Below are 14,718 nucleotides of genomic sequence, written 5' to 3' on the forward strand. Positions count from 1 at the left end.
CCCTGCGCCTCAGGTGCAGGGGCCCGTTCCGGTTTGCCCGGCCACGAGACGACCTGGCGGCGTGGAGCTCAACACCTGGTCATACAAGTGCGCGCTCGCTTGCGACGAGAGAAGGAACAGTCGCTCGGCGTCACCGTGTCCGGCGTAGCGGCCAGCAGCCACATGTCCTCTATTGCGCCGTACGACAAACGGTCGGTTGTGCGGTGTCCGACAACTTCGGTCGGGTAGAGATCTGGTCCAGATGAAGCTATCTGGTGGTCGACGGCGCGCGGACGATCACGTCGGATGGCCCAACGGGCGCGCCATCCCTCCTTGACCTGGATGGTCGATGGCAGTTCGCCCACGCGATCGCCTCAACGAGGTGCACAGCCTGCGTCCGCCTGCCGTGCGAGGGCCATGCGAACCGCTCACCCGGGGCGCCCGTGTCACGGGGTGAGCGGTTCGAGTCCTCAGTGCTGCACGTCGTAGACGAGCTTGACCACGCCGTTCGCATACGTTGCGGAGTCGCGCAGTGACAGGGTGCGACGGTCGGCGCCGCGTGCGCCGAAGATCGTCTTGCCGCCGGGCAGGAGGTAGGGGAACGTCAGCAGGTTGTAGCGGTCGATGAGGCCGGCCTCGCCCAGCCGCAGGGCGAGCTCTGCGCTGCCGTGGATGAAGATCGCACCCCCGTCGGCCTGCTTGAGGTCGGCGACGTCCTGGGTGCTGCGCAGGATCGTCGTCGGCCCCCAGCCGTCGACGAGAGCGTCCTCGTCGAGAGTCGTGGACACCACGTACTTGGGAAGCTCCTGGTACGCCGCATGGTCGGAGGACGTCGGCCAGAAGCTTGAGAACGCCTCATAGCTGCGTCGGCCGAACAGCAGGGCCGTCGTCTCCTCGAGCTCTTCGCCCTTCAGGGCGTACGCCTCCGGGACGAAGTCGGTGTCGAACACCCACCCGCCTCCGGGATGGCCCTCGGCCGTTCCGCCGGGAGAGTCGACCGAGCCGTCGAGGGTGATGAATCCGGTGTAGACGAGTTCGCGTGCCATGGTTCCGTTCCTGTTCGGGTGGTGGAGTCTCAGTGCCTTCACGACGACGTCGAACGGCGCACCCTCGGTTCGACATCTCTTCGAGAAGACTCTCGCCGAGCCCGCGCCTGACTATCGAGACGACGGTCAGACCCCGGACCGTACGTGCCACCGACAGCTCGGGTCACCCGTAAATTGCCTGCACCCCTAGGTGATGGTGACGGTGATGATGCCCGTCTGCTGCTGGACGCTCGAGGTGAGGCAGCTGAGGAGGTCGAGGTCCGGGTACACGGCGATCCGTTCGGAGATGGACCCTTCGCCGAATCCGTCGGTCACCGTGCCGGTCGACGTCACGATGAGCTGGCCAGCGGCACGGACGACGGTGGTCACCGGGTAGGTGATGGTGCTGGTCTGGCCGCCTTGCCAGTGATACGTCACGACGTTCTCCACGAGGGTGTCGCCGAGCCCCTGGAGAAGGCAGCTGACCTCCTGCTCGAACACGGTGACGGCGGCGCCGGCGGCGAACGGGCCGATGCACGAGCCACCACCGTCCGTGCCGAGCTCCTCGGTCACGGTCTGCGTGGTCGGCTTCGGGAGCGGACCGAGCGCGGGACTGTAGCTGGTCGTCACGGTCCCGGTACAGATGATCGGACCCCCGTCCTCGTCGGGCGGGTCCGCGGAGGCAGCCGTGCCGGTCGCAAGGATGGCCGTGGCAGCCAGGAGCAGGGTCGAGGCGGAAGCCGCAAGGCGGTTCCTCGAGGTTCTGTGCGTCATGGCATCCCCTCAGAGCTCATGAGGCGAACGTGCGGAGGAGCGCTGGCATGCGGCAGCGCATGAGTCGACGGCTCGCCGACCGATGAAGGTGTCGAATCCATGCTGCGGCCGCACCCCATGGCCGACAAGTGCTGGCGCCAGCAGGCAGACCCTGCGGTCACCTCGAGGCAGCCTTCGGCATCTCGTCGCCCTCACCGGCGAGCGCAACGTCGTCCTGAACGAGCCCGCCGAACCTTGCTGGACCCGTAGGCCCGTTGACGGGCAGGGCGTCCAGGCAGGATCGGTCGTGCGCCCCCTTCGCAGCAGGCCGCGGGAGAGGTGTCAGTCGTCGGCCGCGCTCCTGAGGACGAAGAAGAGGAAGCACAGGAACGCCGAGCGTTCACCGCTGACGATGCGCGGTGGGAGCAGCTCGGGAGGCGTCCGGGGCGAGGGTTGCGGCTCGCTCAGGACCTCGATGCCGAAGCCCGCGGCGGTGAACGCGTCGACCATCGCGTGCAGGGGGCGATGCCACATCGTCAGCACGCCTGGCGCACCGTCGAACAGGAACTCCTCGGAGTACTGCCGGGTGGCGAAGTAGTCCTCGCCCGGGTAGTTGATCACGCTGGCGGTGGGGTGGTTGACGGAGATGACGAGCCGACCGCCGGGCTTCAGCACACGCCGGATCTCCGTCAGCGGCGCCACCCAGTCCTCGAGGTAGTGCAGCACGAGCGAGGCGACCACGTCGTCGAACGCACCGTCCGCGAACGGCAGCGGCCGCGCGAGGTCCGCGACGTGCAGCGGCACGCCGTCGCCGAGCCTGCGGCGCGCGAGGTCGATCATCGCGGGGCTGCCGTCGAACCCGGTCATGGCGGCGCCCTTGTCACGCAGCGCCGCCGTCAGTGGTCCGGAGCCACACCCGGCGTCGAGGATGCGCCGGCCGCGGACGTCGCCGGCGAGGCGGATCATGGCCGGCCGTTCGTAGTGCGCGTTGAGCAGGCTCGACGCGTTCTCCGCGTCGTACCTGGCCGCGAAACGGTCGTAGTGGTCGGCCTTCATGGTGCTCCTTCGCTCGGACGTCCCGACGTCGGGACGCTATCGGGACGGGGCGTCCGCGTGCGGCGCAGTCAGCGCGCCCAGCCGGCGGACCAGGAGGCGACGGTCGCCCTCGCGGTCGACGAGGTCGAGCGCGGCGCGCAGGTGCTCGGCCGCCTCGACGGGACGTCCAGCACGTGCGTGGAGCTCGGCACGGACGGCGGGCAGGAGGTGGTAGCCGGCGAGCGCCGGGTCGTCGGCCACCTCGTCGATCGCGGCCAGGCCCGCGTCGCCGCCGCGCACCTCCGCGACGGCGACCGCGCGGTTGAGGGCCACGACCGGCGACCCGGTCATGCTCAGGAGCACGTCGTAGAGCCCGAGGATCTCGGACCAGTCCACCTCAGCGTCGCTGCCGGCGCGGTCGTGCAGGGCCGCGATCGCCGCCTGCACCTGGTACGGACCGGGCCGCGCGGCGGCGAGCGCGACGTCGAGCTCGCGCAGGCCTTCGGTGATCTCGTCGTGGCGCCAGCGGGACCGGTCCTGCTCCGCGAGGGTGCGCGCGACGCCGTCGGGCCCCGTCCGCTCGTCGCGCCGGGCGTGCTGGAGCAGGAGCAGGGCGAGCAGTCCACGGGCCTCCGGCTCGTCGTCGAGCAGGCGCGCGGCAAGTCTCGCGAGCCGGACCGCGTCGTCGGCCAGGGCGCGCCGCTCCACCGAGCCGTCCGTCTCGTCCGCCGGTTCCGCCCAGGCGTCGTACCCCTCGGTGAAGAGCAGGTAGAGCACCGTCAGCACCCCCGTGACGCGCTCCGCGCGCAGCTCCGGGGGCGGGACCCGGAACGCGATGCCGGTCGCGCGGATGCGTCGCTTGGCGCGCACCAGGCGCTGCGCCATCGTGGCCTCGGGGACGAGGAACGCGCGGGCCACCTGCGCCGTCGTCATGCCGACGAGCGACCGCAGCGTCAGCGCCACCCGGGACTCTGCGGGCAGCGCGGGGTGGCAGCAGGTGAACAGCAGGCGCAGCAGGTCCCCGTCCGGGTCGTCGATGTCCCATGCGTCGTCGTCCAGGACCAGCGCCACCTCGTCGGGGACCGGGTCCGCGGTGCGCCCGACGGCGAGCGGTCCGGCGTCGACCCGTTCCGCGAGCCGCGCCGCCGCCGAGGTCCGGTCCGCGTCGACCCGACGGCGTCGCAGCACGTCGATGGCGTGGCGCCGGGCGGTGGTCGTCAGCCAGGCCCCGGGACGCTCGGGGACGCCGTCGCGCCCCCACGTCCGGAGCGCCGTCGCGAACGCCTCCTGGGCGGACTCCTCGGCCAGGTCGAGGTCGCCCGTGCTGCGCGCGACGGCGCCGAGGACGCGGCCCCACTCGGTGCGGAACGCGTCCTCGACGGCCGAGCCGGAGCTCATCGCCGGCACCGCGGCTCAGGCGTCGTCGAGGTTCAGCGGCCAGACCGGTCGCAGCTCGATCGCGCCGCCACGCGCCATCGGGTGCTCGGACGCGATGGCGATCGCGGTGTCCAGGTCGTCGGCCTCCAGGACGTCGAACCCGCCGATCGCCTCCTTCGTCTCCGAGAACGGGCCGTCGGTGACGAGGACGCGGCCGTCGCGCACCCGCACGCCGACCGCGTCGGCCGGCGGCCGCAGCCGGTCGCCCAGGACCGCTGCCCCGCTGCCGTAGTGCCGCTCGACCCACTGCTCGATGGTGGGTCCGCTCTCGGCGTCCTCGGACCGCAGCTCGGGGTCGTGCGGCGTGCTCAGGACCAGCATCAGGTAGCGCATCAGGACTCCTCCGCCCAGGTCGTGGTGGGCCGGCGGAGCACCATCGGCCCGAAGAACGCCACGTCGGCGGCCTCGATGCCGTCGCCGACGCTGCGACGCCCGTCACCGTACAGCGTGGTGGTGTCGGCCCGCCCACGCGGGCGGTCGGCCCGCAGGATCATGTCCAGGAATCTCATCGTGCCTCCTCCTCGTGCGCGGCCCGTGCGGCCGCACACCAGGACGACGAAGCCCGGACGCCGAGATCGACACCTCGAGCCGAGGATCTTTCGAGCCGGTCGACGGACCGAGCCCCGGTCGACTCGACCGGGGCTCGATCTCACGGGTAGATCGGGGAGCCGTCAGGGCTGCGGGATCCCCTCGTTCTCGAAGGGGACCGCCTCGCCGGTGAAGTCCTCGACCGGCCCGTCCGCGGAGTCGGTCGCGTAGACGGGGCCGACGTAGTCCTGCACCCCGTCGGCGACGACCGTGATCCCGACGCCGTCGTACGCCGAGTGGTCGTCCGCCGCGAACGCGAGCGGCATGATCCCCGCCCCGACGACGTCGCCCGACTGGAGCGCCTCGACGAGGCTCTCGCGCGTCGGGTCCTCCCCGGCACGGGCGAGCGCCTCCGCGAACGTGTAGGCCACCGACATGCCGTAGACGGTGTTGCCGTCGAAGGGCGCGCCGTCGTTGTACTGGTCGTTCACGTCGCGGAAGTGCGTGACCCACGGATCGGCGGGGCTGAAGGAGAGGTAGTTTGTCGAGACGAAGCCCTCGAGCAGCAGCGGCGCGACGTCGTCGCCGAGGAAGCCCGCGAGGGTCGGGTAGTCGCCGCCGGACGACGACGACAGCCACCGCGCCTGGTAGCCGAGCTGCGCCGCGGTGCCGAGCGCGAGCGCCGTGAACCCGTTGACGGTCGCGAGGAAGTTGGTGTCGCACCCCGCGGCCTGCATGGCGCCGATCTGCGCGGTGACGTCCTGGTTGGAGACGGAGTACGTCTGCACGGACGCCAGCCCGTCGGCGCCGAGCACGGCCTCGAGGCCCTGCTGGAACTCCTCCCCGAAGTCGTCGTCCTGGCCGAGCACGCAGTACGTGGTGCCGTCGAGCTCCTCCTGCGCGTAGTGGGCCAGCGCCTTGCCCTCGACCACGTAGTCCGCGTTGAACGCGAACGTCCAGGGGTACTCCTCCGGCTGGTCCCAGCTCGTGCTGCCGGACGCGACGAACAGGTCGGGCACCTCGTTCTGGTCGAGGTAGTCGAGGACCGCGGAGTGGGTGGGCGTGCCGAGACCGTTGAGAACCGCGAAGACCTCGTCCTCCTGGACGAGCTCGCGCACGACGGTCTGGGTGTTCGCCGGGTTGTAGCCGTCGTCCTTGACGACGTACTCGATGGTGCGGCCGTTGATGCCGCCCTGCTCGTTGAGGTAGTCGAAGTAGGCGGTGGCCGCGGCGGAGATCGACGAGTAGCCGGCCGCGGCCGGACCGGTGAGCGGGGTGTGCGTGCCGACGGTGACGGTGGAGTCGGTGACGCCCGTGGCGTCCCCCTCCTCGTCGCCGGACGCGGTGGATCCCGGGACGCTGCAGGCCGTGAGGCCCAGGGCGAGGGCCGGGACGGCGAGGACTGCGACCGCGCGCAGGCGGCGGGTGGTGAGTGACATCGGCGTCACCTCTCTGTGTCGGCGTGGAGCGGTACGTCCGACGGTTCGTCGGACGGTTCGTCGGACGGATCGACGGCACGGCGTGCAGCCGGTTCGTCGGCAAGGGGGTCGGCAGGGGCTGACGACGCGCGACGGCGGCGAGACGTCGACCGGGACTGCAGCGCGCCGGTGAGACCGCCGGGGGCGGCGACCATGACGACGACGAGCAGGACGCCGAACAGCAGGACGGCGAGGTTGCCGTCCAGCCGCTGGGCCAGGTCCCCGGGAACGGGCAGGGCGTCGGCCAGGAGGCCGGCGAGCCACGGCACGAGGACGAGCAGGACGGCGCCGATCACGGCGCCGCGCAGGCTGCCGAGACCGCCCAGGACGACCGCGACGAGCAGCAGGAGGGACAGCGCGAGGCCGTAGCCACCGGGGGCGACGGACTGCGTGACGAAGCACAGCACCGCGCCGCCGAGGCCGGCACCGACGGCGCTCGCCGTGAACGTCGCGACCATGACCCGGCCGGCGGGGATGCCGGCGAGGCGCGCGGCGACGGCGTCGTCCCGCACGGCCCGGATGCGCAGACCGAGGCGGCCGTCGCGCAGCAGCGCGAGACCCGTGACGACGACGGCGGCCACGACGACCGCGACCCACGCCTGCCACTGCTCGATCCCGAGGAGGCCCTGCAGCGGCTCGGGCACGCCGTCGAACGCGACCTGGACTCCCTGGTCACCGCCGAGCACCGTGCTCCACGTCGTCGCGAGCGCGGGCAGCGCGAGGACGAGCGCGAGCGTGAGGCCCGCGAGGTACGGGCCGTGCAGGCGCGCGCCCGCGAGCCCGAGGAGCAGGCCGAGCGCCCCGGCGACCGCGGCGCCCGCGAGCAGCGACGGCACGACCCGCGCCCCGCCCTCGAGCCCGGCGTCGGTCAGCGCGTTCGCGGTGAGCGCGTACCCGTAGCCGCCCGCCGCCATGAGCGCGGCGTGCCCGAGGGACACCTGCCCGGCGAGCCCGACGACGAGGGTGAGCCCCGCCGTCGCGCACAGGTACACCGCGACGAGCGCGACCTGGTAGCTGCGGAACGGGTCGAGGAAGAGCACGGCCACGAGCACGGCCGGGGTGGCGACCGCGGCGAGGAGGAGCGTGCGGCGGGCACCGGTGAGGCGGCTCATGCGCGCCTCGCCTCCCCCACCGCGAGCAGGCCCTGCGGTCGCACGAGCAGCACGACCACGAGGAGCACGAGGACGGCGAGGGGCGCCACGCTCGCGCCGAGGTACCCGGTGACGAGGCTGATGAGCACGCCCACCCCGATGCCGCCGACGAGCGCACCGACCGGCGAGTCGAGCCCGCCGACCACCGCGACGGTGAAGCCGAGCACGAAGAGCATGTCGGTCGCGTGCGGCGTCAGGCCGAGCTCGGTCGGCACGAGCAGGATCGCCGCGAGCGCCGCGACGGCCGACGACAGCGCCCACCCCAGCGTGAGCAGCCGCGACACCCTGATGCCGAGCATGCGCGACACCTCGGGCGCGAACGCCGCCGCCCGCATCTGCAGGCCGAGCCGTGTGCGGGTGAAGAGCAGCCCGAGCCCCGCCATGACGACGAGCGCGACCACGAGGACGAACAGGTCGTACGGCGAGAGCAGCGGGACGCCGCCGACGCTGATCGGCCGCTCGTCGAACGGCGCCTCGACGGGCAGCGTCCGGCCGCCCACGATGATCCCGAGCGCCGACTGGAGGATCATCACGAGCCCGATCGCCACGATCACCCCCGCGAGCGGCGAGCTGCCCGCGACGCGGCGCATCAGGCCGCGCTCGACCGCCCAGCCGAGCGCGGCGCCGGCGACGAGCGCTGCGACGAGCCCGACGACGAAGCTCCCCGTCGTGCGGGTCACCACGTACGCGACGTAGGTCGCGGTGACGGCCATCGCGCCCTGCGCGAAGTTCACGACGCGCGCCGCGCGCCAGACGAGCACGAGCGAGAGCGCGAAGAGCGCGAGCACGGCGCCGCGGGCGAGCCCGGTGCCGAGGAGGAACACGAGTCGGTCCATCAGAACCCCAGGTAGGCGTGGCGGAGGGTGGTGTCGTGCAGGAGCTCCGCCGCGGGTCGGCTCGCGACGACCTCGCCGAGGCCGAGCACGACGCCGTGGTCGGCGACGGACAGTGCGCTCGCGACGTTCTGCTCGGCGAGCAGCACGGTGAGGCCCGTCGCGTCGCACAGCCGCCGCAGGACGGCCATGATCTGGGCGACGACGCGGGGCGCGAGGCCGAGCGACGGCTCGTCGAGCAGCAGGACGCGCGGGGCGGCGACGAGCGCGCGGGCGAGCGCGAGCATCTGGCGCTCGCCGCCGGAGAGCTGGTGCCCCGCGCTGGTGCGGCGGCGCGCGAGCGGCTCGAAGAGCTCGTAGGCGTCGGCGATCGCCGTGCGCCGGTCCGCCGGGGTGCGCCACAGCGCTCCGAGGCGCAGGTTCTCCTCGACCGTCAGCTCGACGACGACGCCACGCCCCTCGGGCACGTGCGCGAGACCCCGGCGCGACCGGTCCTCGACGGACAGGCTCGCGAGGTCGACGCCGTCGAGCCGGACGGTGCCAGCCGTCGGTGCGACGAGGCCGGAGGCCGTGCGCAGCAGGGTCGTCTTCCCGGCGCCGTTCGCGCCGACGAGCGCCACGATGCGCGCGGTCGGGACGTCGAGGTGCACGTCGCGCAGCACGGGGGCGCCGCCGTAGCCGACGGTGAGGCCGTCGATCTCCAGCGCGGCGGTCACCGGTCGACCTCCGTGCCGAGGTAGGCCTCCAAGACGGCGGGGTCGTCGCGCACCTCGGCGGGCGTCCCGCACGCGATGACGCGGCCGAAGTCGAGCACGACGACGCGGTCGCACACCTCCATGACGAAGTCCACGTGGTGCTCGACGAGCAGCACCGCGCACCCGCCGCGCGCCACGCGGCGCACGAGCCCGGCGAGGTCGTCGATGTCGGCGGCGCCGAGACCGCCGGCGGGCTCGTCGAGCAGGAGGAGTCCCGGACGCGAGACGAGGGCCCGCGCGAGCGCGACCTTCTTCTGGTCGGGGTAGGGCAGCGCCGTGGGACGGGCGGCGGCGAGGTGGCCGATGCCCAGCCCGTCGAGCTCGGCCAGCGCACGGTCGACCCCTCCGCGCCGGTCGGGGCACGCCGCCACGACGTTCTCCAGGACCGTCAGGCCGGCGAACAGGCCGAGACCCTGGAGGGTCCGGGCCACGCCGTGGCGCACGAGGCGGTCCGGACGCGGCGCCCGGTCCCTTCGCCCGCCCGCGACGGCGACCGTGCCCTCGGTCGGCGGGACCAGCCCGCACACGGCGTTGAACAGCGTCGTCTTGCCGGCCCCGTTCGGGCCGATGAGCCCGACGACCTCGCCGTCGTCGACGCGCAGGGAGACGTCGGTGAGCGCGGTGAGCCCGCCGAACCGCACGGTCAGGCCGTGCACGGCGAGCCGCGGGACCAGCGTCGCGGGGGGAGCAGCGGTGGTGGACATCGGCACCTCTTCGTGTCGGTTCCTCTGAACGATACAACAGAGACCGACCGGCCGGTATGTCGATTCGGCAACGATTCTCGGCGGTCTCGGGGCGGACGGCGCGCTCGACGGCGCACCGCACGATCAGGAGTGCGGGATGCCCGCGATCATGCCGCCGTCGACGACGAGCTCGGTGCCCGTCGTGTACGCGGACTCGTCGCTCGCGAGGTGCACGACGGCCCCGGCGACGTCCTCGGGCAGCGCCGGGCGTCCGAGCGGGATGTGCGGCGACTCGGGGTCGAGGCGTTCGGTCATGGCCGTGAGGACGAACCCGGGGTGCACGGAGTTCACGCGGATGTTCTCGGGACCGAGCTCGACCGCGAGCGACTTGGTGAGGCCGCGCACGCCGAACTTCGACGCGACGTAGCCGTGCAGACCGGGACTGCCGCGCATGCCCTCGACCGAGGACACGTTGACGATCGACCCGCCGCCGGCGGCGCGGAGCGCGGGCAGGACCGCCCGGACCCCGAGGTAGGTGCCGGTGAGGTTCACCGCGATGACGGCGTCCCACTTCTCCCGCCCGTACCGCTCGATCCGGCCGGCGTTCGCGATGCCCGCGTTGTTGACGAGCACGTTCAGCGCGCCGAACCTCTCGACGGTCGCGTCGACCGCCGCCGCCCAGCTCGCCTCGTCCGTCACGTCGAGCCGGAGGGCGAGCGCCCGGTCCCCGAGCTCGTCCGCGAGCGCCTCCGACTCCTCCTCGAGGAGGTCGGCGACGACGACGCGCGCCCCCTCCGCGTGCAGCGCGCGCACGTACGCCGCGCCGAGCCCGCGGGCTCCTCCGCTGACGAGCGCGACCTTGCCGTCGAGCCGGGCCATGACTGCTCCTTCGATCGGGTGCCGTGCGGGCAGGTTCAGCCGACGTTCAGCCGACGCGGACGACCAGGCGACCCGTCGTCGCGCCGTCCGCGAGGCGCTGCACGGCGTCAGCGGCGTCCTCGAACGGGACGACGGCGCCGACCACGGGCCGTACGGCGCCCTCGGCGACGAGCCGGGAGATCTCGTCGTGCACCTGCGCGACGAGGTCGGGTCGCTCGCGCGCGTACAGACCCCAGTGCAGGCCGAGCACGCCGTAGTTCTTCACGAGCGCGTGCTCGGGGCGGACCCTCTGGATGCGTCCGCCGGCGAACCCGACGACGACGATCCGGCCCTCGAACGCGACGCAGCGGACCGAGGCGTCGAACGCGTCCCCGCCGACGGGGTCGACCACGACGTCGGCCCCGCGACCGCCGGTGGCCTCCTTGACGGCGGCTACGAGGTCGTCGCTGGTGCGGTCGAGCACGACGTGCGCGCCGGCATCGCGCGCGACCTGCGCCTTCGCCGCGCCGCCCACGACCCCGACCACGCGAGCCCCGGCGGCGACCGCGAGCTGCACGGTCGCGGTCCCGACGCCTCCGGCGGCGGCGTGCACGAGCACCGTCTCGCCCGGCTGCACGGCGGCCCGCCGGTGCAGGGCGAACCACGCGGTCTGGTAGGCGATCGTCAGCGCCGCGGCCTCGGCGTCGTCGAGCGCCTCGGGCGCGGGGAAGACCTCGGACTCCGCGAGGACCGCGACCTGCGCCAGGACGCCGATCCGTGAGCCGACCACCCGCTCCCCCACGCGCACGCGCTCGACCCCCGCCCCGACCGCGACGACGTCCCCGCACAGCTCGATGCCGGGCGTGAACGGGACCTCGGGCCGCACCTGGTACTCGCCGCGCGCGAGCAGCACGTCCGGGAAGTTCACCGCGACCGCGCGCACGCGGACCGCGACCTCTCCCGGCCCGGGCTCCGGCTCGGGCACCTCGACGACCCGGAGCGCGTCTCGCGGCTCCCCGAGGCTCGTGACCTGCCACGCCTGCACGCTCATCCGCCGACCCCTGTCGTCGTCGTGGTCCCGGGCAGGACGCTGCGGCCCGCGCTCTCGGCGGAGAGCGCGACGAGGAACATGTCGGTGAGCTGCTCCGCGACCTGCACCTTGGACTCCGGCCCGGTCGGCGAGTACCAGTGGGACAGGTAGTGCACGTCCGAGAAGAAGTGCGCGACCAGCACACCGACCGGGACGTCGGTGCGGTACAGGCCCTCGTGCTGCCCGCGCTCGATCAGCCCGGAAAAGGTGTCGTGGTAGGCCCGACGGCGCTGGGTCACCTCCTGCTGGCGCGGCGCGGACAGCATGTGCGCGCTGCGGAAGAACACCGTGCCCTCGGCCAGGAAGTCGATCGACGTCTCGATGACGTCGACGCACACGGCGCGCAGCGTCTGCGCCGTCGGCTCGCCGCGCCCGATGATCTCCTCGAGGTGCGACGTCTGGAGCGACAGGATCCGCTCGTAGATCGCGAAGAGGAGGTCGTCCTTGGACTCGAAGTAGTGGTACATCGCGCCCTTGGTCACGCCCGCGGCCTCCACCACCTGGCGCACCGAGGTGTTGGCGAAGCCCTGCGTGGCGAACAGCTCCAGCGCTGCCCGCATGATGTCGTCGACGACGGGTGTCTGCCTCATGCGCCCATCCTCACCCGATCGGGCGGACGCTGCTGCCGCCGTCGATCGTCAGGGTCTGGCCGGTGATCCACGCGGCGTCGTCGGACAGGAGGAAGGCGACCGGCCCGGCGACGTCCGCCGGCTCGCCCAGGCGACCGAGCGGGTACCGCGCGACGACCTCCTCCTCGCGCCCCTCGTAGAGGGCGCGCGCGAGCCGCGTCCGCACGATCGCCGGGGCGACCGCGTTGACCCGCACCCCCGGCGCGAGCTCGACCGCGAGCTGCTGCACGAGGTTGACGAGCGCCGCCTTGGAGACGCCGTAGAACGCGATGCCGGGGCTCGCGGCGAGGCCCGACACCGAGGACGTGCACACGACCGACCCGCCCGCACCCAGTCCGGCCGCGACGGCGTCGCGCGTCCACTCGAGCGCCGCGACGACGTTGACCTCGAGGATCTTGCGGATCGCGTCGGGCTCGATCTCGAGCGCCGGTCCGTAGACGGGGTTGACGCCCGCGTTGTTGACGAGGTGGTCGATGCGGCCGAAGCGGTCGAGCGTCGCGGCCAGCGTCTGGGCGCGGTGGGCGGGGTCGTCGGCCTTGCCGGCGACCGTCAGGACATGGTCCGCACCCAGCTTCTCGACGAGCTCCGCGAGCGCCTCGGGCTTGCGCGCCGTCACGACGACGCGAGCTCCCTCGGCGACGAGCCGCTCGACGATCGCGCGCCCGATCCCGCGGCTCGCCCCGGTCACGACCGCGACCCTGCCCTCGAACCTGCGCACGGGCTCCGCCCTCCCGGCCCTCCGGCCACCTCGCCGACGAACGGACAGACCGACCGTTCGGTATGTTGCGAGACCCTAGCATCCCGGGACGCTCCGGTCGACCGTCGAGGTCAGTCCGACGACGGCGACCACAGGAAGGGCTCTGCCACCGCGAGCGCCACGGCGACGCCGCCCATCGCGAGCCCCACCCGCGTGTGCGGCGCCCGGACGCCGCGGGCCCGCAGCGCCTCGCCCCGGCGGTACGCCCACCTCTCCCCCGCGACGGCGAGGGCCACGCTCGCGACCACCCCACCGACCGCGCCCACGGCGATCACCGCGGGCGGCACGGGGAACGGCGAGCGGGCGACGTCGGGCGCGTAGGCGTTGTCCTCACGCTCGGCTCCACGCGGGCGCGGCGCTCCTGGGAGCGCGGCGTCGTCGCCGGGCGTGGCCGAGGTCTCGTCGACGAGCGCGGCCCCGTCACGGAGCGACCGCACGGCCTCCCGGGCTTCGCGACCATCGGCCGTGGACGTCACGGTGAGCACGGCGCCGGCCGCACCGATCGCCGTCTTGAGCAGCGCCCTCGCCCAGCGCGGCCGCACGACGTCGGGGACGGCGTACCACGCGAGGGTCGTGGCCCCCGCGATCGCGACCGTCGTCGGGTCGACGGCTCGTCGGGTGGTCGATGCGTCCTGCGTCATGGCTCCCCTTCTCGTCGGCGTGCTCACGCCTGGGCAACGGCTCGCGGCGCCGCTGGGTTCCTCGTGGCCGAGCCCCTCGCCGAACCCCGGGTTGCGCGCCGATCCGGCCCCGGAAGGGCGCACGACCCGGGGTTCGGCTTGAGGGCGTCAGGGCACGACGGCGCGCAGCCGCTCGCGCAGGTACCGCACCGCGGGCGCGTCCGTCATCGTCGCGCGCCAGACGACGGTCACCGGGCGCGTCGGCACCGGCTCGCGCACGGGCACCGCGACGACCTCGGACGGCAGCGGCCCGCGACCGAGCCGCGGGACCAGGGCCACCGCGAGCCCGTGCGCGACGAGCTCGACCTGCGACGCGAACTCGAGGCACCGGTAGTCGATCCGGGGGACGCGCGGCTGGCGCGCGAACATGTGGCAGAACCACTCGTAGCAGATCGTCCCGTCCGGGGTGCAGACCCAGGTCTCGTCGAGCAGGTCGGCCGGGGTCAGGGCGTCCCGGCCCGCGAGCGGGCTCGTCCGGTGCACGAGGACGTCCGCCTCGTCGCGGAACAGCTCCTCGCTGCGCAGGCTCGGTGGGAGCGAGATCCCGACGCCCTCCCAGTGGTGCACGAGCGCGAGGTCGAGCGTCCCGGCGGCGACAGCGGCGACCGCGTCCCACGGCTCGGCCTCCTGCACGACGAGCCGCAGGTCGGGCTCGTCCGCGCGCACGGCGGCGGCGAGCGGCGCGACGACGCCCCGCACCGCCGTCGAGAAGGTCCCGAGCCGCACGGTCCCCGTGGGGCGCGCTCCGGCGTCGTGCAGGCGGGAGCGCAGCGCCTCGACCTGCTCCCGCAGGACGCGCCCCTCGTCGACGACGCGCCGCCCCGCGGACGTGAGCACGACCCCGCGGCCCTCGCGGTCCAGCAGCCGCACGCCGAGCTCGCGCTCGAGGCGCTTGACCTGCTGCGACACCGCCGACGGCGTGTACCCGAGATCCCGGGCCGCAGCGTGCACGGTGCCCGTGCGCTCGACGGCGACGAGGGCGTCCACGGCGGCGAGATCGATCATGCACCCACGCTACCGTGCAGTTGCGCTACCGGGAATGCGTCA

At 73.5% G+C, this 14,718-nt stretch carries 17 protein-coding genes; all 17 read right to left on the reverse strand.

Features of this window, described 5'->3' with window-relative positions; genetic code table 11:
• Nucleotides 1-449 precede the first annotated feature (449 nt).
• The 17 genes from NFS20_RS14815 to NFS20_RS14895 all read right to left on the reverse strand — a co-directional run bounded on the left by NFS20_RS14815 (nucleotide 450) and on the right by NFS20_RS14895 (nucleotide 14,676).
• A complete protein-coding gene (locus NFS20_RS14815) occupies nucleotides 450-1,025 on the reverse strand; it encodes a dihydrofolate reductase family protein (RefSeq protein ID WP_251152556.1) in 576 nt (191 codons plus the stop codon).
• A 186-nt stretch (nucleotides 1,026-1,211) separates the two neighbouring features.
• Nucleotides 1,212-1,634, reverse strand: coding sequence for a hypothetical protein (locus tag NFS20_RS14820; protein WP_251152557.1), 423 nt, complete (start codon nucleotides 1,632-1,634; stop codon nucleotides 1,212-1,214).
• A gap of 465 nt (nucleotides 1,635-2,099) precedes the next feature.
• On the reverse strand, nucleotides 2,100-2,813 hold the full coding sequence (locus tag NFS20_RS14825; RefSeq protein WP_251152558.1) for a class I SAM-dependent methyltransferase: 714 nt from the start codon (nucleotides 2,811-2,813) through the stop codon (nucleotides 2,100-2,102).
• Between the two features lie 36 nt (nucleotides 2,814-2,849).
• Nucleotides 2,850-4,190 carry an RNA polymerase sigma factor gene (locus tag NFS20_RS14830; protein WP_251152559.1) on the reverse strand — a complete coding sequence of 447 codons (1,341 nt, stop codon included), beginning with the start codon at nucleotides 4,188-4,190 and terminating at the stop codon, nucleotides 2,850-2,852.
• 15 nt (nucleotides 4,191-4,205) lie between these two features.
• Nucleotides 4,206-4,562, reverse strand: a complete 357-nt coding sequence (locus tag NFS20_RS14835) for a YciI family protein (RefSeq protein WP_251152560.1) — start codon at nucleotides 4,560-4,562, stop codon at nucleotides 4,206-4,208.
• The gene (locus tag NFS20_RS14840) at nucleotides 4,562-4,738 is read right to left on the reverse strand and encodes a hypothetical protein (RefSeq protein ID WP_251152561.1); all 177 of its coding nucleotides are present in this window, start codon (nucleotides 4,736-4,738) and stop codon (nucleotides 4,562-4,564) included. The genes NFS20_RS14835 and NFS20_RS14840 overlap by 1 nt, the downstream gene beginning before the upstream one ends.
• Nucleotides 4,739-4,900: 162 nt before the next feature.
• On the reverse strand, nucleotides 4,901-6,196 hold the full coding sequence (locus NFS20_RS14845) for an ABC transporter substrate-binding protein (RefSeq protein WP_251152562.1): 1,296 nt from the start codon (nucleotides 6,194-6,196) through the stop codon (nucleotides 4,901-4,903).
• Between the two features lie 5 nt (nucleotides 6,197-6,201).
• On the reverse strand, nucleotides 6,202-7,347 hold the full coding sequence (locus NFS20_RS14850) for a branched-chain amino acid ABC transporter permease (protein WP_251152563.1): 1,146 nt from the start codon (nucleotides 7,345-7,347) through the stop codon (nucleotides 6,202-6,204).
• Nucleotides 7,344-8,222, reverse strand: coding sequence for a branched-chain amino acid ABC transporter permease (locus NFS20_RS14855; RefSeq protein ID WP_251152564.1), 879 nt, complete (start codon nucleotides 8,220-8,222; stop codon nucleotides 7,344-7,346). The genes NFS20_RS14850 and NFS20_RS14855 overlap by 4 nt, the downstream gene beginning before the upstream one ends.
• Entirely contained in the window at nucleotides 8,222-8,935 is a 714-nt protein-coding gene (locus NFS20_RS14860) for an ABC transporter ATP-binding protein (protein ID WP_251152565.1), read from the reverse strand. Before NFS20_RS14860 ends, NFS20_RS14855 begins: the two co-directional genes overlap by 1 nt.
• A complete protein-coding gene (locus NFS20_RS14865) occupies nucleotides 8,932-9,678 on the reverse strand; it encodes an ABC transporter ATP-binding protein (protein ID WP_251152566.1) in 747 nt (248 codons plus the stop codon). The genes NFS20_RS14860 and NFS20_RS14865 overlap by 4 nt, the downstream gene beginning before the upstream one ends.
• A gap of 123 nt (nucleotides 9,679-9,801) precedes the next feature.
• The gene (locus NFS20_RS14870; protein ID WP_251152567.1) at nucleotides 9,802-10,536 is read right to left on the reverse strand and encodes an SDR family NAD(P)-dependent oxidoreductase; all 735 of its coding nucleotides are present in this window, start codon (nucleotides 10,534-10,536) and stop codon (nucleotides 9,802-9,804) included.
• A gap of 46 nt (nucleotides 10,537-10,582) precedes the next feature.
• A complete protein-coding gene (locus NFS20_RS14875; protein WP_251152568.1) occupies nucleotides 10,583-11,566 on the reverse strand; it encodes an NADPH:quinone oxidoreductase family protein in 984 nt (327 codons plus the stop codon).
• Nucleotides 11,563-12,195 carry a TetR/AcrR family transcriptional regulator gene (locus NFS20_RS14880; protein ID WP_251152569.1) on the reverse strand — a complete coding sequence of 211 codons (633 nt, stop codon included), beginning with the start codon at nucleotides 12,193-12,195 and terminating at the stop codon, nucleotides 11,563-11,565. Before NFS20_RS14880 ends, NFS20_RS14875 begins: the two co-directional genes overlap by 4 nt.
• 10 nt (nucleotides 12,196-12,205) lie before the next feature.
• Nucleotides 12,206-12,952 (reverse strand): SDR family oxidoreductase, encoded by a 747-nt coding sequence (locus NFS20_RS14885; protein WP_251152570.1) that lies wholly within the window; start codon nucleotides 12,950-12,952, stop codon nucleotides 12,206-12,208.
• Nucleotides 12,953-13,062: 110 nt separating this feature from the next.
• Entirely contained in the window at nucleotides 13,063-13,632 is a 570-nt protein-coding gene (locus NFS20_RS14890) for a hypothetical protein (RefSeq protein ID WP_251152571.1), read from the reverse strand.
• A 147-nt stretch (nucleotides 13,633-13,779) separates the two neighbouring features.
• Nucleotides 13,780-14,676 carry a LysR family transcriptional regulator gene (locus NFS20_RS14895; protein ID WP_251152572.1) on the reverse strand — a complete coding sequence of 299 codons (897 nt, stop codon included), beginning with the start codon at nucleotides 14,674-14,676 and terminating at the stop codon, nucleotides 13,780-13,782.
• Nucleotides 14,677-14,718 lie beyond the last annotated feature (42 nt).

Origin of the sequence: Cellulosimicrobium sp. Marseille-Q4280, from assembly GCF_943181405.1 — a bacterium.
Lineage (GTDB): Bacteria > Actinomycetota > Actinomycetes > Actinomycetales > Cellulomonadaceae > Cellulosimicrobium.